This window comes from Paenibacillus taichungensis (genome assembly GCF_047302525.1).
In the GTDB taxonomy this organism is placed as follows: Bacteria; Bacillota; Bacilli; order Paenibacillales; family Paenibacillaceae; genus Paenibacillus; species Paenibacillus taichungensis_B.
Genome location: NZ_CP168020.1, coordinates 3,140,582 through 3,160,468, shown reverse-complemented (window position 1 = coordinate 3,160,468; position 19,887 = coordinate 3,140,582). Strand labels below are relative to the sequence as shown.

At 48.4% G+C, this 19,887-nt stretch carries 16 protein-coding genes; all 16 read right to left on the bottom strand.

Translation table 11 applies throughout. The features are described from left to right. Positions 1-466: 466 nt before the first annotated feature. Positions 467-1,033 (bottom strand): EVE domain-containing protein, encoded by a 567-nt coding sequence (locus tag ACDJ58_RS14270; protein WP_413378964.1) that lies wholly within the window; start codon positions 1,031-1,033, stop codon positions 467-469. Next, complete coding sequence (locus tag ACDJ58_RS14265) at positions 1,009-1,575, bottom strand: DinB family protein (RefSeq protein WP_413378962.1); 567 nt, start codon at positions 1,573-1,575, stop codon at positions 1,009-1,011. The genes ACDJ58_RS14270 and ACDJ58_RS14265 overlap by 25 nt, the downstream gene beginning before the upstream one ends. A gap of 66 nt (positions 1,576-1,641) precedes the next feature. Beyond that, positions 1,642-2,589, bottom strand: a complete 948-nt coding sequence (locus ACDJ58_RS14260) for a helix-turn-helix transcriptional regulator (RefSeq protein WP_413378960.1) — start codon at positions 2,587-2,589, stop codon at positions 1,642-1,644. Positions 2,590-2,819: 230 nt separating this feature from the next. Continuing rightward, a complete protein-coding gene (locus ACDJ58_RS14255; RefSeq protein WP_413378958.1) occupies positions 2,820-3,323 on the bottom strand; it encodes a (2Fe-2S)-binding protein in 504 nt (167 codons plus the stop codon). Next, positions 3,320-5,653 (bottom strand): xanthine dehydrogenase subunit D, encoded by a 2,334-nt coding sequence (gene pucD, locus ACDJ58_RS14250; protein ID WP_413378956.1) that lies wholly within the window; start codon positions 5,651-5,653, stop codon positions 3,320-3,322. The genes ACDJ58_RS14255 and pucD overlap by 4 nt, the downstream gene beginning before the upstream one ends. Before the next feature lie 68 nt (positions 5,654-5,721). Next, complete coding sequence (locus tag ACDJ58_RS14245; RefSeq protein WP_413378954.1) at positions 5,722-6,636, bottom strand: FAD binding domain-containing protein; 915 nt, start codon at positions 6,634-6,636, stop codon at positions 5,722-5,724. 308 nt (positions 6,637-6,944) lie between these two features. Then, positions 6,945-7,589: a nucleotidyltransferase family protein gene (locus tag ACDJ58_RS14240; RefSeq protein WP_413378952.1), complete on the bottom strand. Its 645-nt coding sequence runs from the start codon at positions 7,587-7,589 to the stop codon at positions 6,945-6,947. Continuing rightward, entirely contained in the window at positions 7,555-8,733 is a 1,179-nt protein-coding gene (locus ACDJ58_RS14235; RefSeq protein ID WP_413378950.1) for an XdhC family protein, read from the bottom strand. Before ACDJ58_RS14235 ends, ACDJ58_RS14240 begins: the two co-directional genes overlap by 35 nt. Positions 8,734-8,865: 132 nt before the next feature. After that, a complete protein-coding gene (locus ACDJ58_RS14230) occupies positions 8,866-10,188 on the bottom strand; it encodes a 5'-deoxyadenosine deaminase (RefSeq protein ID WP_413378948.1) in 1,323 nt (440 codons plus the stop codon). Between the two features lie 108 nt (positions 10,189-10,296). Next, entirely contained in the window at positions 10,297-11,892 is a 1,596-nt protein-coding gene (gene ggt / locus ACDJ58_RS14225) for a gamma-glutamyltransferase (RefSeq protein ID WP_413378946.1), read from the bottom strand. Beyond that, positions 11,886-13,127, bottom strand: coding sequence for a pyridoxal-phosphate-dependent aminotransferase family protein (locus tag ACDJ58_RS14220; protein ID WP_413378944.1), 1,242 nt, complete (start codon positions 13,125-13,127; stop codon positions 11,886-11,888). The genes ggt and ACDJ58_RS14220 overlap by 7 nt, the downstream gene beginning before the upstream one ends. Before the next feature lie 6 nt (positions 13,128-13,133). After that, positions 13,134-14,435, bottom strand: coding sequence for a Zn-dependent hydrolase (locus ACDJ58_RS14215; protein WP_413378942.1), 1,302 nt, complete (start codon positions 14,433-14,435; stop codon positions 13,134-13,136). Then, positions 14,432-15,838, bottom strand: a complete 1,407-nt coding sequence (gene allB / locus ACDJ58_RS14210; RefSeq protein ID WP_413378940.1) for an allantoinase AllB — start codon at positions 15,836-15,838, stop codon at positions 14,432-14,434. The genes ACDJ58_RS14215 and allB overlap by 4 nt, the downstream gene beginning before the upstream one ends. A gap of 39 nt (positions 15,839-15,877) precedes the next feature. Further along, the gene (uraH, locus tag ACDJ58_RS14205) at positions 15,878-16,258 is read right to left on the bottom strand and encodes a hydroxyisourate hydrolase (RefSeq protein WP_413378937.1); all 381 of its coding nucleotides are present in this window, start codon (positions 16,256-16,258) and stop codon (positions 15,878-15,880) included. Next, positions 16,255-17,760: a factor-independent urate hydroxylase gene (gene pucL / locus ACDJ58_RS14200; RefSeq protein ID WP_413378935.1), complete on the bottom strand. Its 1,506-nt coding sequence runs from the start codon at positions 17,758-17,760 to the stop codon at positions 16,255-16,257. The genes uraH and pucL overlap by 4 nt, the downstream gene beginning before the upstream one ends. 296 nt (positions 17,761-18,056) lie before the next feature. Next, a complete protein-coding gene (locus ACDJ58_RS14195; protein ID WP_413378933.1) occupies positions 18,057-19,679 on the bottom strand; it encodes a PucR family transcriptional regulator in 1,623 nt (540 codons plus the stop codon). Positions 19,680-19,887: the final 208 nt, after the last annotated feature.

The window sequence follows — 19,887 nt, the reverse complement described above, 5'->3', positions numbered from 1 at the left end:
GTTTAAAGCAGCATATTTCATCTTATTTTTTTAGAAACTCCATATTCATCGCGTTGAGATTGTCCTTAGTGCAACTCATTTCATATAACAAGGTTTTTGTGTGATTAAACTTAAATTCACAAAGAGAAATATCATCCATTCTCATGTTCATCGAAAACGATTTATAATAAGCCCGCTACAACCATCCTGCACTTCAAAAGGAACTATATTGAAGGTGTTATAAGAGGGGCATTTTCTTCAAAGATTCGAACTAAAAATCCACCTAAATCCAACTCTATCCGCGCTTTAAAAATCGTTAGCAATATAGATACAGCTTATGGAGGTCATCGAAAATAATAAGTTTACATAATAATTATTACGTTGATAAAAATTCAGATTTTTATATTTCCCCTCAAATAGGTCTATTTTCCCCTCAGCTTTGTGTCCCAGATAAATATGATCTGACTCTTTCCCCAAACTTTGTAGGTTAGCAGGTTTCTACCTCAGCTCTCAACATGGCAACTGCAATTTTCAGAAAATCCTCTCTTTGAATTTGCAAGTGCCCATATCTAAAATGATATCCCCAACGTGCCTGTCCCCGAGTAAGGATCAGTTGGTCCAGCAAATCAGCGATCTTCACCTGCTGACAAGGATAATACTGAACATTCCTCCGATATGGTACAAAGGAATCCGACATACGATAGGTGTACACCTGATTGTCTATTACGCGCCCTATGGCGGTGAATGCTTGAAGTACCTTGCCTCCTTGCATGCTTGTTCGCGGCGAATAATAGATCAGCCAGTCTCCTGCATTCATTTTGCGCAGTGAAGCTACCTTGCCGTGACAGAGCTGGGCGAAGCTCCCTTCCACCCCTTTTTCCACATGTGATGCAGACACAACGCCGATCCAGTAGCGGTTTCCTTCTTCTGATTCTGCTTCGACATCTAACTGATGGGACAGAAATTCTCTCGTATGAGTCTGCTGAATTTCTTTGCTATTTGCCATCAAATCATGTTTTGCCTGTTCATTCATCTCTGCACCTGTTCTTCCCATGCCTTCTTCAGACGCTCAAGCTGCAAGAAGTGATGACGATAATGCATCTCGACCAATGCAAACCATTCCTCTGCATTCAAACCGCCGAAGCTTGGATGTGCCAACGTACATTCCTGTGTTGTTTCTTCCAACAGCACTTCCATTCTCCGCATTTCATCCCTTACCTCATTAAATCCTTGAATTATTGATTCTCTTCCATCCGGTTGTAGTGGAGTATACTCAGGAGAAGCAGGAACGTGGATACGTATCGGAGGAAAACTTGCTTGCGCAAAAACAGCTTCACCTGTTTCTGTTTTGCCCTGGTTTTTCTTCTTACCTAAGTCCTCGTCTGCGCTTATACAAAGTTGAACATTGGCTAAATGCATTTTCATCGCAGATTGAATTAAATGCTGGTACATCTGGCCCACCGACCACTCAATCTCACTGGGTTTGTAGCTTAACTGAGCATCGCTCATCAGCTCCAGTTCCTGCAAATAACGTTCCAGCGTCAGTTCAAAATGACGTCGAATCTCATCGTTGTTCCTTGTTCTTGGCGTGTCCATACAAATACACAGCTCCTTCAATCGGTTATAAACCGATCATACACAAACACTACTGACAGCGTTATGTCAGTAGTGTTTAAGGAGATTGCTTGCTTCCTCGCGAATACGGATTCTCAACGATTCAGGCTCCAAAACCAGAGCCGAGGCTCCCCAGCCAAGTATCCAACGCAGTACATCTTCTGGATGCCTTACACGAAAATCTGCGTATAATCCATCTGTTTGCAGTTCTGCTTTCTCCATGTAGTAATTATTCGCTTCAATCACTCTATCTGCAATTCGACCATGAAACCATACACGGACATGAACATCACGGTTGTCAGGTGGTGAGTAGCTATGAATATTAAAACCTGGAGGAAGATCGAATGGATCTGTACTAATCTCCAGGTCGCTCATGCGGGATATACGAAAATGACGAATCTCCTGTCGCAAATCGCATCGGGCAATCAGCATCCATGAGCCTTGCATCCAAAGCATCCCGTAAGGGGAGGCCATACGGATGGTCTTTTGCACGTTTTCATTAATAGTTCCAGGTTTATGGTAATGAAAGCGGATTTTGAGCTTATGCTGCATTGCCTTTCGGATGATTCCCATATGTTCGATCTCTCGCTCGCCTGCATGACTGTCCGGTGAACGAAGTAAACGGATACCCTGTTGTATCTGTCCCACCTCTTCCCGAAGAGGCACAGGCAGGATTGCTTCAATTTTGGAACGGGACGTAAGGGATGTACTTTTGTAGTAGTTATCGAAGCGCTGTTCGACAAAATCAAGTCCGATGAGAAGTGTTACCGCTTCTTCAGCTGTGAAGCTGATCGGAGGCAAAAAGTATCCTTCCATAAGTGAATATCCTACTCCGGGTTCTCCCACCACAGGAACTCCTGCCTCACATAACGCCTGAATGTCCCTGTATATGGTTCGGACACTTGTTTCAAACAAGAGGGCTAAATCTTCTGCACGTTGAACCTTCCCTCGCTGCAGTTCAAGTACGATGGCCAGCATACGATCTGATTTGTTCAAGAACACACCTCCTTGTGTGTAATACTAATTACACTCATCTTCATTGGACATCTATTATAAGTAACATACGGACAATTGAAAAGTATACTGACGAACAAGTCTTCACTATGCCCGCATCGACCCATTTTCGTAAGATGTTTCATTAAACAACAAAGACCAACCCCCAGAACATAGGTTGGTCTATAACAACTCTTATGATATAGAAAGCTCGGACCGTACTACTTCCATGATCATTGGGTAGAACCCATTCTATCGTGCTCATCGATAACCTTGTTTACCGCTCGTAGTATTCCTCCATATCCGGTGCAGCGGCACAGGTTGCCGCATAATCCCATTTCGATCTGTTCCTGACTAGGCTGCGGGTTGCGGTCCAAGAGAGCCTTGGTGGAAATGACCATTCCGGGAGTACAGTATCCGCATTGGAAGCCGCCCTCCTCCACAAAAGCCTGTTGAATTGGATGTAACTCGCCTTCTTTTTCACCGTGCAACCCTTCTATTGTTGTTATCTCGCTTCCAATACATTGATAAGCCATAACGAGACAGGAATTGACCGGCCCTCCATCCATCAGTACCATACATGCACCGCAGCGACCGATCTCGCATGAAATTTTTGTTCCGGTCAGATTCAAATGCGAGCGCAGTACATCAACAAGACGGGTTGTCTGGGCAATCTGCAATTGTTTCTTTTCCCCATTCACAACGGCTGTCCACGGGTTTTCCAAAGGCTCACTCATGTTGGATTCACTCCTTCCTGAAGCGGTACGTCCAGTGGTTTGAGCAGTTGATCGCGCGGAACGGGCAAACGATTAACCCATACCCCTATAGCCTGATGAATCGCAGCGGTTATCGCCGGAGCTAGCGCCACCGAACCAATCTCGCCAATCCCCCGTGGTCCAAACGGATCGCCCTCTGGCAGATCTTCAATTGCCTCCACCTCCAGGTTGGTGTGAATGTCGCGAATCGTCGGAATCAGGTAGGTGTCCAGATTGGTTGTCATATAGCGACTGTCTTGCATCACGGCGTCCTCGGTCAATGTAAAACCCAGAGCCATTACGCTCCCGCCTTCAATCTGTCCGATGAATCCCATTGGATTGATGACAGGGCCAGCAGCCACCACATGCCTCGTATCCAGTAATTTGGCTTCCCCGGTTAGCGTGTTTACCTCCACCTCTGCTGCTACTGCCGCATACGTATATAGATAATGCCCACCCACAACATTGTCCGGCGTGGTCGGATATTCAAATTGAGTATCAAAAATCCATTCTTCCGCTTCTCCATGCTTCGCCAGATCAACGTAAGAAACAAAAACTCTGGATTTCATCGCCGGTTCATTCGCAGTAATTTTTGGAGAAAGCTGTCCCTTGCGCCATACTCCCTCTATTCCAGTAATCAGTTCGTCAGCCGGAATACCTGACAAAGCAGAGGCTACTGACAAGATTTTGGAGCGGAATGGTGTCTGTAATCGCTGAAGAGCCATCCAGGCCATCGTCGTTGAACGCGAAGCGGTGCTTGAACCACTGTGTGGCACTCGATCCGTATCCCCAATGATGATGCTCAGATCGGATGTTGAACAGTGGAACAGATCGCAGAGCATCATTTCAAGCGTGGCAATGAGTCCCTGACCGAATTCTTCGTAGCTGAATGCCACTTCAATCTTACCTTCGGCATTCAGGGATAGGCGGCCCCCCGCCGGATCGGGTATGCCATAACCCAATCCTGCCCCGTGCATGGCGATGGCTGCACCCACACCACGTTTAATCCAGGGAGGCAGAGCAAGATCTGCCGGGGGATGCTGATGCTTTTGCCATAACTCCGAACGATCCATCGCCTCCCATACTTGCGACAGTCCATCCGTGACCAGAATCCGTTGATTCAATGGTCCAGGATCGGACTTTTCTCTCATGTTGCGTCTCCGAAACTCCCAAGGGTCCATATTCATAATCTCGGCGAGTCGATCCATCTGACCCTCCATTGCAAAGATTGCCTGATTACCGCCAAATCCCCGGAACTCTCCCGACACCCCATTATTCGTATACACCGAGACACCCTCCACATCTACATGGGGAATAGAATAAGGCCCGAGACAGTGTTCTGTGCAAAAGTTCAGGACTGGCGCCCCCAGCGTGGCATATGCTCCGGTGTCTGCGGTAATACGGACTCGGTGAGCCTGGATCATGCCTTCACGGCTGATACCGGTCTGCATCTCAATTTTCATAGGATGCCGCTTCAAGCCTGCACGTACGGATTCTTTGCGTGAATTGTGCATTTTCACAGGACGTCCGGATCTTAACGCAAGCAGTGCCCCATAAGGCTGTACATTCAGCTCATCTTTCCCGCCAAAAGAACCGCCTATCGGAGACGAGACCACCCGAATATCCTCTTCGGAACACCCGATGATTCGGGCAAGTTGCATCCTGTCCTTGTAACCATGCTGTGTAGCCGCGTAGACATGGAGTCTCCCACTTTCATCAGGAACGAATAACCCGCCTTCCGTCTCCATATAGGCATGCATCTGGCGAGGGGTATAATAAGTCTCACTCACAATATGTTCGCATGCAGCAAAGCCTTCATCTACATTGCCTCGCTTGATTTCGGTACAGTGCAGCACATTGCCGGGGCCATGTTCATGGAGCTCTGGTGCGCTGGGTGCCAGTGCAGCTTCTGGGCTGTCCAGCGGAGTCCATTCTTCATACTCAACACGGATGGCATCCAGAGCGAGCGCTGCACGTTCCGGGGAATCCGCAGCAACTGCGGCAATGGCATCACCGACATAACGAACGACATGCTCGCAAAATACAGGCTGATCTGGAGTTGCAATGCCAAAGAGGTTCAAACCGGGCACATCTTTGGAGGTGAGTACGGCAAATACGCCCTCCATAGCCTCCGCTCCGGTAATATCGATAGACAATATGCGGGCATAAGGGTAAGAGCTTCGAAGGACCCTTCCGTGGATCATATCAGGTAGCGTCATGTCTGTCAGATATTGAAGCTTTCCCGTTACTTTGCCTACGCCATCTGGCCGCAGATGCCAGCGTTTCCCACTACTATTCCGATTCAACAGCATGATCTCTCTCCCCTTTACCATTCAGAAGCTGTTGGGCTTACGTTTTGCTTCTCCAAAATGGTTTTCTTCTATGAGCGAAGTGCTTCCCAGAGTCCAACACCGAGCATATTACCTGCCGTTTGCTTGCGGTACTGTTCTGTAGCGAATGCATCACTATAAGTCACGAATTCCGAAGCTGCCGTGGCAGCTAGAGATGAAGCTTGCATAACAGAAGCCTCCACGCCAAGAAGCAACTTTTCCGACTCCGTAAGTCGCATGGCCATGCCTGAACCTCCACCTGCAGCTATCGCTATCTTATTCCAGCGGCCATCTGCACCCACTTCTCCGTGAAATGCAATTGTCACCAGCGATGCTGTAAAGGTCTCCCGCCGACCCAGCTTGCGGTAAAATGAAATTTCACGCTCCGCAGATGTCCGTTCGCTGGTGAAATCAAGGAATGGCGTATGCTTCATCGGAATATGAATGGCGATTAACACATCATACGGATTGCGACTGCCGTCACGACCACCGTTCAGCCAGGACGAAAGACTACGTATCTCCATGCCGTTGTCCGTCATCCAGTACAGCTGTGCATCGTAGACAAGGAGTGCGGGGATGGAGTCACCGACTCCCGATACAATGTTTCCGCCAATCGTCGCCACATTCCGAATAGAAGGAGCAGCTATGGCATTCATTGCGGACTGTAATAAGGGCAATTGTTGCAGATGAACGTCTGTGGCACAATGACTTAATCGCGTCAGTGCTCCAATGACCAGATCATCTCCATCCACATATACGCCGCTTGCACCTGGAATACGGGAAAGACTGATCATATGCTCAGGTACAGGAACAAGGCCGCCTTCCCACTGAGTACGCAATAATGTGGCCCCTGCTGCAAAACAATACTTCCCGGACAGTTCATTCTTTAAAGCTTGAAGCTCATCTAGATTAACGGGCTGCCAAACCGTTGGCTGCGCTCCAGACCCATATGCCGGCGTGACCATCCTTCCATCTCCCTTCTCTACCTGGAATCTGTCTGCGCGGTGTTGGATATGAACGAATGATCCAAATAATTCTTCAAATCATATGGGACTGCAACAATAAGGTCAATTATCTTCACATCATTTTGGATAAATGTATAAATACACTGTTTAATTTGTGTGTGATGCATTATTAACTCTCAAAAGCTAACACAAGTCACTTCATAACCAATTAAATAAAAACAATAAAGAGGCCAACCAGATGGTCTGGCTGACCTCATTACTTCGAGAAATAATACACAAGGAATCGCTCCTTCTGCCTTTATTTTCAATCATCTTATCCCATTCACATAATCCAAGATGCGCTCCAGCTCTGGTTCGGTATCCGCATCCCAAAAGCTAAATTCAGACAACGATACATGTGTGCCTGTATATTTGGCATTGCGCATGATTTTTCGCGCCCCCTCATCTCCGTTGAGTGACAAAAGAGGCCCCAGCATATGCTCACGAAAGGCTACCGGAGGCTTGCCTCCACCGCCATCCGTAGCTGCTGCATAATCACAAAGTTTGTTGGCGGCTAACGACGCAGCGACCCTGTTAATATCTTGTGCCTGCAATAGCGGCTGATCTGCCAAAATCATCATCACACCTTCTGGCCTGTATGCCATAGCAGACAGAATGCCACAGTGAAGGGACATGGCCATACCGTATGCATACTCGGTACAGATTGCAATCTGTAGCTTCGCCCTCATATCAAGACTACAGCCATATGATGCTGCATTGAGCCACATGGAGGGAATCCATGCCAATGAATCCTCGGGTTTGACCACACAGATGACTCTCTCCAAATCGGAATTCAAGGCAGCTTCCAAGGTCCATGCGGCCAAACATCTTCCATCAGGCATGATGATAGACAGTTTATCCCGCCCCATTCGGCTGCTCTTACCTGCCGCTAGCACGATGCCCGTCAGTCGCATGTGCAATCCCCCTCTGTACGTTGCGACGCTCTGCGGTAACAGCTGCTCGTTTACAGGCAATAAGTTCTGCTGCGATACTGATTGCGATCTCTTCCGGTCCGTCGGCACCAATGGTCAAGCCGACGGGTGAATGCAAATGTTTTAGTGGAGGGAGATCGTTCAGCAAACGTGCTGTCCGTGTTCTGGAGCCCATAATGCCAAGGTATGCATAATTCCGATCCTCAAGTAATTCAAGAAACTCCCGTTCTCTCGGAAATTGATGACTCATCAATACGATATAATCTCCGCTTTGGATACCCAGTACAGGCATGATCTCACGAGGGAAACCGCGGATAAGTTCAACACCCGGAAAGCGTTCAGCGGTGCATAAGGTTTCTCGCCAATCCGCTACAACCACGCGAAATCCTGCTGATTTGCCCAGATGGGCGACCGGAATCACATCATTTCCGGCTCCAACAATAATCAGACGGGGTTTGGGCTCATATCTTGCAGAGATCTTTAGGGGGACATCCCACCGCTCTGTATCAGTCAATCCTTCATGCCTCTGAAGATCATTCTCTCCAGAATTAAATGCGACAGCGTCAGCTTCAGACGAATGAATAACGACCAACGATAGTCGCGGTGTGTCGTCAGTAATCATTGTATTTATTGGACCTAGAGAAGCTCCCCTGGCAACTGGAGAAGGGGATAATGATGTCTGGCTTTCTGCACCTTCAGCGAGCTGAGTCACATAATGAATCCGGGTGTATTGATCATAGAATGAACGGGTTAGCTCAACAGCTGATCCAGATTGAAAATACGTATGCATATGGGACAAGATCGACCTGAGTTCACCACATACCGGCTCTAGAAGCACTATAATTAACCCGCCGCAGCCAATCGTTTCCCCCCAGGACAAATCATCTTCGGGACGCATATCATATTCCACAAATTCCAACTGTTGTGTATCCAGCACACGGTCCACCCTAGCCAGCAGATCACTCTCCAGACAACCTGGACTGATACTGCCAAACATCGCACCTTCTTCGGTCAAAAGCATAGAGACTCCCTGCTTACGGTAAGCATGACCTTCTACCTTAACCGCTGTTGCGAGAATACAGCGCGGTTCCCGCGCTGCAATTGCACACAGATCATGCATTTCCATCGCGTCTCCATCCTTTCAGGGATTTGAATCCGAATCCGAAGAAGTGATTCTGGACCTTCCTAGCGTATATTGAATGTCCAACTTCTGCTCAGACAGTTAGCTGGATGAATTTCTTCTTCCGCTTGCATTCGACTAGATGCGTTTCATCAATCTTGCAATACTTTTATCCGATTCACGAAGCACGATACCACGATCAATCGTTTGAATCTTCCGGTTTTTGAGCACGATGCTTCCATCAATAATAACGGTATCCACACAGCTGCGCGTTGCGGAATAGACCACACGGGAATACACATCGGTCTCATAGGAAGGGTACGTATGAAAATCTTCCAGATCCAGCAGTAACATATCTGCTTTTTTACCCACCTCCAGACTTCCGATTTCCTTGGACATTCCGAGCACTTCCGCTCCACCCATCGTCGCCATGCGCAGCACCGTCCGGGCGTCCATCACTGTTGGACCATGAGGCACCTTTTGAATGAGAGCGGTCAGGCGCATTTCCTGGAACATATCCAGATTGTTGTTACACGGCGCACCATCGGCACCAATCCCTACCGCAATCTGGCGATTCAGCAGATCAGGAATATCCGCTATACCCGAGGAGAGTTTCATATTCGATCCGGGGCAGTGGGTGACTTTTACCCCGCGTTTGCGAATAATCTCCTTCTCTTCCTCACTCAGCCACACACAGTGGGCGAGCACCAATCTTGGGGTAGCCAGGCCGATATGATCCAGATAGACGATGTTGCGCATACCACGTTCGTGTTCCACCAATTCGATCTCGCCACGATTTTCGGAGGCGTGGGTGTGCACCTTCACATGGTACTTATTCGACAGGTCACGTACCTCAACCAATAATTCCTCGGTGCACGAGACGACAAAGCGTGGACAAAACGCATACTGAATGCGTCCGCCGCCGAATCCGTTCCATTTCTCCAGCAAATCGACACTTTGTTGCAGCGAGGTAGCCGTATTTTCACGCAGCGGTTCAGGAACTTCATCCCCGTGATCCATCATCACTTTACCGGAAATCACCCGAATGCCGCTCTGTGCCATCGCCTGAAAAGCCGAATCGGTATGATGCACGGTCTCCATATCCAAAATCGTCGTTGTACCGCTGGAGATCAATTCGCCCAATCCGAGCATCGCGGAGTAATAGACAGATTCCTCATCATGCGCTGCCTCAAGCGGCCAGATGCGTTGACGAAGCCAATCCATCAGTTCCAGGTCGTCTGCACGTCCGCGGAACAAGGTCTGACATAGATGAATATGCGTCTGGATAAAACCTGGCAGCAGCACTTTGCCTCGAGCATCAATGACCTGATCTGCCTGAACATCGATATGCTCTGCAATCTCTTTGATTTTATTGTCCTCGATCAGCAAATCTCCCGTAAATACATCCTCTTCTGCATTCATTGTGACGAGTTGTGCACCTTTTAGCAGGATCGTTCCCATGATAATCTCCCCTATCCGTATCTATCTGCGTAATTTTTACTAATTCTGATCCTGCATATTGAGGATGATCTTCTTTGGATCTATGCATGATGCTTCACATAAATCACGCTACCACCCGATAGCCATGCCATCTCCCCTGGGGTCTGCTGCCCCACTAATCATGCCATCTTCACGGATGACAATCCCTTGTGACTGCCCCATAATCCCGTCCCACGGCGCTCTGGCTTCGACATTATGCCCCCATCGGGCAAGCGTGTCACATACGTCGTCATGATAGCGGTTCTCCACTCGCATCGTGTCGCCTTCCTCGCCCCAGGTACGCCCATATACCCATCGTGGCAGCCCAATGGCTTCCTGAATGTTCAGACCATAGTCCAGCACACCCGTAAGAACCGATAACTGTGTCTGAGGCTGGCCCTCACCACCTTGCGTGCCTACGAGCATATATGGTTTTCCGTTACGAGTGACAAGACCCGGCATTAGGGTGTGGAATGAGCGTTTATTCGGTTCCAATACGTTGGCGTCCTTCGGATCAAGTGAGAAAAAGGACCCGCGGTTCTGCATGATCACACCCGTATCGCCAGGCACATAGGCAGCGCCAAAATCAAAGTACAGGCTCTGAATAAACGAGACGGCATTGCCTTCATTGTCCACAACCGCCGCATAAGCCGTATCCTGACCCATCATTTTGGACAGAAAAGGCTGTGCCACAGGTGGAGCGGACTGAATCTCGTTCCACAATGCATCTCCATAAACCTTGGATAACAGATTTTCCAGCGGAATATCCCTGAACTCCGGGTCTGTGAGATATCGATCACGGTCACGAAAAGCCTTTTTGACCACTTCAGCCATCAAATGATAAAACTCGGGGGACGTACGCGCCACGGATGATAGATCAATATGTTCCAGTATATTCAACATCATCAGCATCGAGAAACCCTGTGAATTCGGCGGCATCTGGTGAACTTGATAGCCACGGTAATCGGTAGTGATCGGCTTCACCCACTCTCCCTTGTGAGCCGCGAAATCCGCTAGGGCAAGCATGCCGCCATCCTCACGAATAGCCGAAGTTAGCTGCTCCGCCAGTTCCCCGGTATAAAAAACATCACGTCCACCTGCCTGAATCAGGCGAATGGAAGAGGCAAGATCAGGCTGCAAGAGCAGATCGCCTTCCTGCAAAAGTGTACCAAAAGGGGCAAATACCGCTCGCAGCGGTGTATGCCCCATAATGAAATCCTCATCACGTTCCAGCCACAGGCGCAGATTTCGGGATACAGGGCATCCCTTTTCCGCATATTGCGCAGCTGGTTCAAGTAACTGTTCCCACTTTAACTTCCCGTAGCGGGACCAGACTTCCCACCATGCATCTACCATTCCAGGAACGGTAATCGCACTAAGCACACCTCGTTGAGGAATGGCGCTCATCCCCATCGCTTTGAACGTATCGGCATGAATGCCTGCTGCTGAACGACCGCTTCCGTTGTAGGCCGTTATATCACCACTTGTTCCATCGTGAATTAGAAAGAAAGCATCTCCGCCAAGTCCTGTCATGTGTGGGTAGACTACGCCCAGTGCGGCACTTACAGCGACAGCAGCATCATAAGCGTTACCGCCCTGCTGGAGGATTGAGCTGCCAACCGCACTCGCCAAATAATGTGGGGAGGTAACCATCACCTCCCTGGATATCGGCATCTGGTTCAACATAAGACACCCTCCTTCCCAGCATACACATCCAGCGCTACCTGCACGGCCTCCCCTGCTGGCAAGGCGTGACGATGACGCAACAAGACAGCTTCCAGTGCACCTAGCACATGCAGTACATTTTTGCGCTGGCAGCTGAATCCCATCGTACCAATACGCCAAATCTTGCCTTTCAGTGGTCCAAATGAGCTGGCAATCTCAATACTGAAATCGTTCAGAAGCATGCTGCGTACCGATTCTCCGTCTATGTCATCCGGAATTTCGATACAAGTGACCATCGGAAGTTTACTAGATAACTCTCCATACAGTTTGAGCCCCATGCCCTGAATTCCCGCAACCAACGCTCGTTCATTGATCCGATGTCTCTGAAAACGGGCATCCAGACCTTCCTGAAGCAAAATCCGCAGTCCTTCGTGAAGACCGTAGAGCATCGAAGTAGCCTCTGTATGATGGTTCAACCGTGCCGAACTCCAGTAGTCCTGCAATTGGCTCAGGTCAAAATAATTACTGGCAATCGTGCGTCCTTCAGCCCGAGCACTTGTTGCATCCCGGAGTCCCCGTTCGACGGTTTTGCGGCTCATCAGTTTCTTCTCCACACGGCTGTTATACGTTATTGGCGCCATCCCGGATGGAACGGACAAACACTTCTGCGTTCCACCCATCACCGCATCCAGATGCCAGGCATCTGTCTCAACAGGTGTACCGCCAATTGTGGCAACTGCATCGACGACAAGTAAAATATCCAGTTCACGACAGGCTTTACCAATCTCGGTGAGAGGTTGCATTTGCCCGGTTGATGTCTCGCCGTGAACCATCGCAACCAAACTCGGCTTATGTGCATGGATCGCTTTGATTACCTCTTCGGGATCAAATACTGTTCCCCACTCTGTTTCAAAAAAGATAACCTCGGCACCACAGCGTTCCGAAATTTCAACCAACAGATGTCCAAAGCGACCATAGATGGGGACCAGCACCTTGTCCCCCGGTTGGATCAGACTGACCAGCACGGCTTCAATACCCGAACGAGATGTGCCATCTACCGGATAACACCACTCATTGTCTGTCATGTATAGTTCACGCAGCATGGCCATCGTCTCATTCATCAGGGAAGTGAACTCCGGATCAAACTGCCCTAGAATCGGGAAGGATAATGCCCTCAGAACTCTTGGGTCGACTTCAACTGGCCCCGGTGTCATGATCGTTCGCAAGGACGGGGACAATTCTTTATAGTTGGACATCTTCACTCAACTCCCGTAACCGTATTTATAGAGTAACTGGACGAGAACCCGGAAACCTTTCATCAGGTCCTCTTCAGCTGTATATTCAAGGGGATTATGGCTAATGCCATCCTGGCTGGGGACAAAAATCATCGCTGTGGCGCAAGCCGGCTGAAAGATCTGCGAATCATGTCCTGCGCCGCTTGGCATGTGTATATAGGATAATTGGTGCACTTCACAGATATCTCGAATGTCTGACGTAATCTGTTCGTTCATCGGAATAGGTGTGACAGACAAGTGTTCTTCCCAGTTCAGTTCGAGCTGTTGCTCAGCTGCTATTCGGCTAAATGCCTGTATGATATTCTGCCAGCATCGGTCAATGCTCTCTTGCCTGATATGCCGGATATCGAGCGAGAATACGGCTCGGTATGCAACGACGTTACCCACACCCGGATCAGCTGTTATTCGTCCCACAGTGGCTACAAGTGGTTCTCCCGCTTCAAGCGCAATGTGTCTTACGGCTGTGATCATCTCGGCTGCACCTGCAAGTGCATCCTTGCGCCAGGCCATCGGTGTAGTTCCGGCATGATTGGCTTCGCCACTTACTGTAATGCTAAAGCGTTTCTGGCCTACAATATCCGATACAATACCAATCGAATGGCCCAATCGTTCAAGGACCTGACCTTGCTCGATATGAAGTTCGATAAACGCACCATATGTGTGTGAAGCCGATCTATAGCTGCTGTCTGGTCCAAAGCCTGCATCACGTATCGCCTGTGCAAAGGTAATGCCTTCTTGATCCTTCAAATGCTGAACTTCTTCCAGCCCGCTTACCCCCGTTATACTTCGTGATCCCCAATAAGCGAAGGGGAATCGACTACCTTCTTCTTCACATAAGGACACGACTTGAAGCGTTCGTTTAGGTGCCCCAAAACTTTTCTGTAGATACTCTAGCGCGAGCACTCCCGCAACTACTCCATATGCGCCGTCATACTTTCCACCATGTACCACAGTATCAATATGGGACCCCGTAACAATCGGCGCCTCTTCCATTCCTGTTCCTAAACCCGTACCGTACAGAGTTCCATACAGGTTGCCCGATTGATCGAATTCAGGAGCCAACCCTTTCTCCTGCATTTTTGCCGCAAGCGCATGTTGTGCCTCACACCATGCTTGGTCATACAATAGGCGTGTCACACCTCCCTGGGGATCAGCGCCATAGGCGGACAACCAGTCAAGCATGCCTTTCAGCTCCACCTGCTCCAATTGTGGCAAAGGCTGGATGGGACGTTCCGTACCAGAAGGCGTGTGTACTTCAAAGTCCGTCATGATATCCCCTCCGTTCCCTCAACACCAACTGGAACAGATGAGTTAGCACGAATAAATCGTCCCACAGGTTCATCCGATAATCCTGTTTTTGAACTGTATACTCGTGTGCCCCGGCAGAACACATCTGCAATTCTGGAGGAAAACGTGCGTCCCACATAAGGACTCTGTTTATGTGTGTAGTGCAGGTCATCCGTATTTAAGGTTGTATTCTTCACCCAATCAATAAGTACCAGATCCGCGTCCTTGCCGATGGCGATCTCACCTTTGCTCTCCAACCCAAGTCTTCTGGCAGGTTGCAGAGCCAGGACTTTTCCGAGCAACGGGAGGGCTACATTTCGCTGAAGATGTCCTTCCTCCAACATGAGTAGCAACGTGCTTTGCGCACCAGAGATGCCACCCCAAATTTCAAAGAAATTATCAGCTTGTTTCATCGATGGCGGACAAGGTGAGTGGTCGGATGCAATAACATCAATCAGGCCTGCTTCCAGCGCATCCCATAACTGATCTTGCTCAGCCTGACTCCGCAATGGCGGTGCACACTTAGCTACAGCTCCCAACCGGACAACATCCTCATCTGTCAGAGTCAGGTAATGCGGACATGTTTCAGAAGTTACATCCAGCCCGCGCTGTTTCGCCTCTGCAATCAGATCAAGCGCTTCCCGTGTACTGATATGAACAAAATGCAGTGCACATCCGGTTTGCTCCCCATATTGCAGCGCTCGGAACACCGCCCGAACTTCTGCTTCTACTGGACGAGATTGCACGTAATCCATCGGGCCGATTCGTCCACCTGCAATACTTCTGGCACCAAGTTCAGCAACCATCGCTTCGTCTTCCGCATGAAGCGCCAGCACACGGTTTAGCTTTGCAATCTCGTACATGCCATTCAAAAGTGTATCGTCATCCGCTCTGGCAAAGATGTCTTCCCCTTCTCCGCCAGGTTCAGACATAAATGCCTTGAATCCGGCCGCACCCATACCAGCCAAAGGAGCAAGCTCGACCCGGTTGCCCGGAACAAGTCCTCCCCAGAACGCATAATCAACATAAGATTGACCGTCGGCTGCTTTCATTTTCGACTCCCAAGCCTCCGGTCTAATTGTTGGGGGGACACCATTAAGCGGCATATCGACATACGTCGTAATTCCGCCTGCAGCCAATGATGCTGATCCCGACTTGAATCCCTCCCAACTCGCGAGTCCAGGTTCATTGAAATGAACATGAATATCTACCGCCCCTGGCATCACGGTGAGGCCATTTGCTTCTATTATTTCAGTGTCTTCATCACCCACTAGGTGTGAGGACAAAGCAGATATTTTTTCACCAGTAATCCCAATATCCAGTTCTTCCACGCTATCTCTCAAAACAACCCGGGCTCCCCGGATGATCGTATCTAATCTTGTCATATGGATGACCCTCCCTGATCAGAACCGGATTCATATATTTCAGCTTCCCCGGTATGTACTGTAACCTCCTGGCGCAATCAACAAAGGAATGTGGTAGTGACTTGCAGCATCAGATACGGCAAACCGAATCGGTACAACTGTCCATAACGCCTGCCCCAATTCTTCAAGAGATCTCTGTGCGTAATAACCCTCAACGTTGAATTGAAGCTCATATACCGCTTGCTCAAGCTTCCCGCCTTCAAGTAACGAAGCATCCAGACGCCCATCGGCATTGGTCACCGATTCAGCAACTTTCATTTTGTTTTCCTTCTCGCCATCCCTGTGCAATACAAAAAGTTCAACCCGAACGCCTTCGGCCGGAACGCCCTTGGAAGTATCCAACACATGCGTAGTAATCCGTCCTCCCGCCACCGACATCATGCCTCCCTATCTTTCTTCGAGCCCCTATGGTCAGCCTCTAGATCATCCCTTGTCATTGAGAAGCCCTGGAACCCATAAGGAGGTCTGGCCTCGGTGAATACTTTGCCTTCTCCTTCTTTTACTTCCTCCAGCACCGTCTCCCATGTCCGATTGTTGGATTCAAATGAAACTTCACTGAGCTGTCCAAATCGACGCAAGAGTCTTAGTCCAATCTGATAAATCAGATGCTGAATGGATGCCGAACGACACGCATGGAACACGGCAGCAGCAACATCTTTTACCTGCTCCGCCGCTACATAACGCCCACGCTGATCGTCCATGCCATCTCTCGGGTCCTCGTAACGCCAATTGATATTCAGGAAAATGAACAGTGGACGGTCCCATGTCTCGGGTAAGGTGGTGTACCCATCCTTGACAAAACCGGCAAATTCACTGCCTTTGACCTTGATCAGTCTGATATCTGCAACACCACTGAAATGATTGCTCAGTTCGACCTGATTTCCTTTTCGCTGCGCTTCAATTGCAGCTGTCGCCCGATCATTCTGGGAATAACGGAATACCAGCTCGCTTGCACGAAGGCTTCCCTCTCTGCGAACAGGCACATCTTCAAAAGGAATCTGATCTGCCGTCATCTGAACTTTGGTCATCTGCGGATATGTCTCCAGAAAACGTCGGCTGACGTAAGCGAGAAAACCTTCCACCGTAGCTCCGTAGTAATCCGCAGCATGTTTTAGGATGAAATTCTTCATTGAATCCGTTGCAACGACGTGAGAGTTATCTCCTTCGATAAAAGAAGGCAGAAATTCGTCGCCTTGCACAGCTACTTTAATGTTTAATCCGAACAGGATATTATTCCGTCCGGTGAAAGGAGATTCCGGGATGGGCTGGATACCCGTCAATGGTTTGGCGTATGAGCGGTACATCCATACATCCCCTTTGCCGTAATACATGGTCCGTTGCTCTACTTCGGATGACTTAAATTCAAACTCATGTTCATGACCAATCTGTACCAGCCACTGCTCCAATCGAATGGAAGCAATCTTGAATACTTCCTTCAGAGCGGTCTGGAATTCTTCTTCTCTACCTTTCCGATTACGCCTCCGCATGGACTCCAGGATAGACTGAGCTGTGTGACCTTTCACGGCCAATATAAAAGGAAAGCCGAATTGGCTTGTATATTCTTTGTTCAATTTACTAAGTTCGTTATATTGCTCCGGCGAAAGTGAATTAAGCCCTGCACCAGCCTGTTCTTGAACGGAATTGCTGCTCATGCTGATCCGCGCACCGAGATCCGGGTGATTGCAAAGCAACTGCAACTTGACCTTTTCATCGGATGTCTGAACTGCGTTCTTCATCACATTCATCATTTGTCCAAAGGAGTCAAATGGCCGTGAAGGCCAGGAACGCTCCGCCACCCAAGGTGATTCTTCGAATAGTCCGCCAAACGTATGCACGAACTGTGTGATAGACCAGTTGTTAACGAGTTTAATGAAGTCGCCCATGTTAGAACCTCCGGTCTTCTGTGGATTGTTGTTCTTCATTTTAAGTGTCTCTCGATACTGCGACAACATTATTTACGCAAATTTGTAATATAACATAACATCAGTTATGTGATTTGTTAGCAATGCACGGGATTTGGTTGTTCAAATGTAATGAAAAGCGAAAAAAACCGCACTTCCTCAAGGGAAATACGGTTTTATCTGACATGCCTGCTTCATTGTCATGCTGCACACACTTGTTCTGGATAATGATTATGATCATAAAAGTATTTACGTATTAAATGGGTCCACTCTTCAGATTAATGATGCTGCGAATACGGCCTTGCCGCAGTTTTGTCCCGTACAAACTTACGGAAGGTGAACACCAGTTTTAATTTCAGCAGATCATTAGTCTTCTTAAAGTCCATTTGCAGCAAACTTCCGACTTTTTCCATCCGATAGGTAACGGTGTTCCGATGTACAAACAATTGCTTCGCAGCTTCGTTAATGAGTCCATCATTTTCGATAAAAGATTCCAACGTATTCATCAGTACCTGATTGGGATCGCCATCCCTGGACAGTAATGGTTCAAGTACTTTATTGCAGTAATTCTCCATGATGTTATCCGGAACATGTTGAAATACATAGGCAAATTCCAGCATCTCGAACTGAAGAGCACGATCTTTCATACCGAATCGACGAGCCAGTTGACGGGTATCCAGACATTCCTGATAGGCTTCGCGCAGCGACTTCGGCTCATGCTTCATTTTACTGATCCAGAACCGCGGTGCAGATGCTCCCTTGGCTTCCTGTGCTGCAAGAACATCACCAAACCGATTCAGCAGGAATGCTGATAATTCTTCTCCATAATCCCGCCCTGTTGGACAGGTATAGATGGATAGTATGCCATCTTCGATCTGAAAATGTTGTGAGGCCGTGAATTGCATCAACGGATTGTACTGCAACTCGCGGTGGATCTGTTTCAGTAGCTTTCCTTCTGCAAAAACAGACGGTTCAAGCGTGATCAATACACATTGATAGGTCCCCTGGAACAAATGAACCCCTTTATTTTCGCTGAGCTTGGTGAGTTCATCTACCGTCATTTTGTTATCTAGATATTGGGTTAACAGCGTACGCATCTCATCCTGAACGGTGGGGTTAATGTGTTCTCGATAGGTCATATCCATATAGAATGCTAGGACATCCGCAGCCTGCTGAAACAATTCTTCCTCCGCTCTAAGTGACAGCGCTGACTCTGTAAAGACGAGTAAAAATCCGTATTCTTCATCATTCTGCTTGATAGGTACCCGGTGACAGCTTCCCTGATTCCATTTCACTCGGTGCATAACGGACTTCCAGGGCCAGCCCTGTACTACCGCATCTCCTGAAATGCCTTCGCTGCCGTACAGTACATGTCCGCGGGAGCCAATAACCGCAAGCGGATAATTCAACACGGTAGCGAGTTCGGCAAATACATTCCGATGCTGTTGCTGTTGCAATGCAAAGTGCATCAATTTTTTCTGTTTTTGCACCACCTCGTGCAGTAACCGATTGCTGCGTTCATGTTCAGCCTTGAATAAAGCATTCATTTGATCGGAAAATGTAAACTGGAACGGAAGTTCTAGCAGTGGTAACCGCAGTCGATCTGCTTCCTCGATAATTCCTTGCGGAATGGCTTGCCAGAAACGGCCTAATTTAATGCCAAGTCCGGCACAACCACGTTCGTTCAGGCGGCGCATCAAACGAAGTGCATCGGTCTCGTTGTCTTTCATAATAAATGCGGTTGTGAACAGCAGTTCTCCGGATTTGATCCAATCCGCTATATCTGGAGCGTCCATGACGTTAACGGATTTCATCATCCGCGAAGTCCCTTCCCCACCTGCAACCAGTCTGGCTTCAGACAACGGGTATACCTGTAAAGCCTCTTTAACCGTGAGCTGCATGGACATTACCTCCCATATATATAACGCAAGAAACCGTTTATATCCTTGATTTGGACTTGAACAAAGGTTATACACTTGATTTTAACCATTTTATTGAAATAAACCTTGATTGTTGTTAAGTATTATAACATCATTTTCGTTTTAATAGCTTACATGAGAAAAAAATAAAACCCATGACACAATTGCAGCAATCGTTGCGCAACTGGCA

Bases quoted from the DNA above. Each gene is read 5' to 3' on its own strand.
- ACDJ58_RS14270 (WP_413378964.1), bottom strand. From the start codon at position 1,033: ATGGGAAGAACAGGTGCAGAGATGAATGAACAGGCAAAACATGATTTG.
- ACDJ58_RS14265 (WP_413378962.1), bottom strand. From the start codon at position 1,575: ATGGACACGCCAAGAACAAGGAACAACGATGAGATTCGACGTCATTTT.
- ACDJ58_RS14255 (WP_413378958.1), bottom strand. From the start codon at position 3,323: ATGAGTGAGCCTTTGGAAAACCCGTGGACAGCCGTTGTGAATGGGGAA.
- pucD (WP_413378956.1), bottom strand. From the start codon at position 5,653: ATGCTGTTGAATCGGAATAGTAGTGGGAAACGCTGGCATCTGCGGCCA.
- ACDJ58_RS14245 (WP_413378954.1), bottom strand. From the start codon at position 6,636: ATGGTCACGCCGGCATATGGGTCTGGAGCGCAGCCAACGGTTTGGCAG.
- ACDJ58_RS14240 (WP_413378952.1), bottom strand. From the start codon at position 7,589: ATGCGACTGACGGGCATCGTGCTAGCGGCAGGTAAGAGCAGCCGAATG.
- ACDJ58_RS14235 (WP_413378950.1), bottom strand. From the start codon at position 8,733: ATGGAAATGCATGATCTGTGTGCAATTGCAGCGCGGGAACCGCGCTGT.
- ACDJ58_RS14230 (WP_413378948.1), bottom strand. From the start codon at position 10,188: ATGGGAACGATCCTGCTAAAAGGTGCACAACTCGTCACAATGAATGCA.
- ggt (WP_413378946.1), bottom strand. From the start codon at position 11,892: ATGTTGAACCAGATGCCGATATCCAGGGAGGTGATGGTTACCTCCCCA.
- ACDJ58_RS14220 (WP_413378944.1), bottom strand. From the start codon at position 13,127: ATGTCCAACTATAAAGAATTGTCCCCGTCCTTGCGAACGATCATGACA.
- ACDJ58_RS14215 (WP_413378942.1), bottom strand. From the start codon at position 14,435: ATGACGGACTTTGAAGTACACACGCCTTCTGGTACGGAACGTCCCATC.
- allB (WP_413378940.1), bottom strand. From the start codon at position 15,838: ATGACAAGATTAGATACGATCATCCGGGGAGCCCGGGTTGTTTTGAGA.
- uraH (WP_413378937.1), bottom strand. From the start codon at position 16,258: ATGATGTCGGTGGCGGGAGGACGGATTACTACGCATGTGTTGGATACT.
- pucL (WP_413378935.1), bottom strand. From the start codon at position 17,760: ATGGGCGACTTCATTAAACTCGTTAACAACTGGTCTATCACACAGTTC.
- ACDJ58_RS14195 (WP_413378933.1), bottom strand. From the start codon at position 19,679: ATGCAGCTCACGGTTAAAGAGGCTTTACAGGTATACCCGTTGTCTGAA.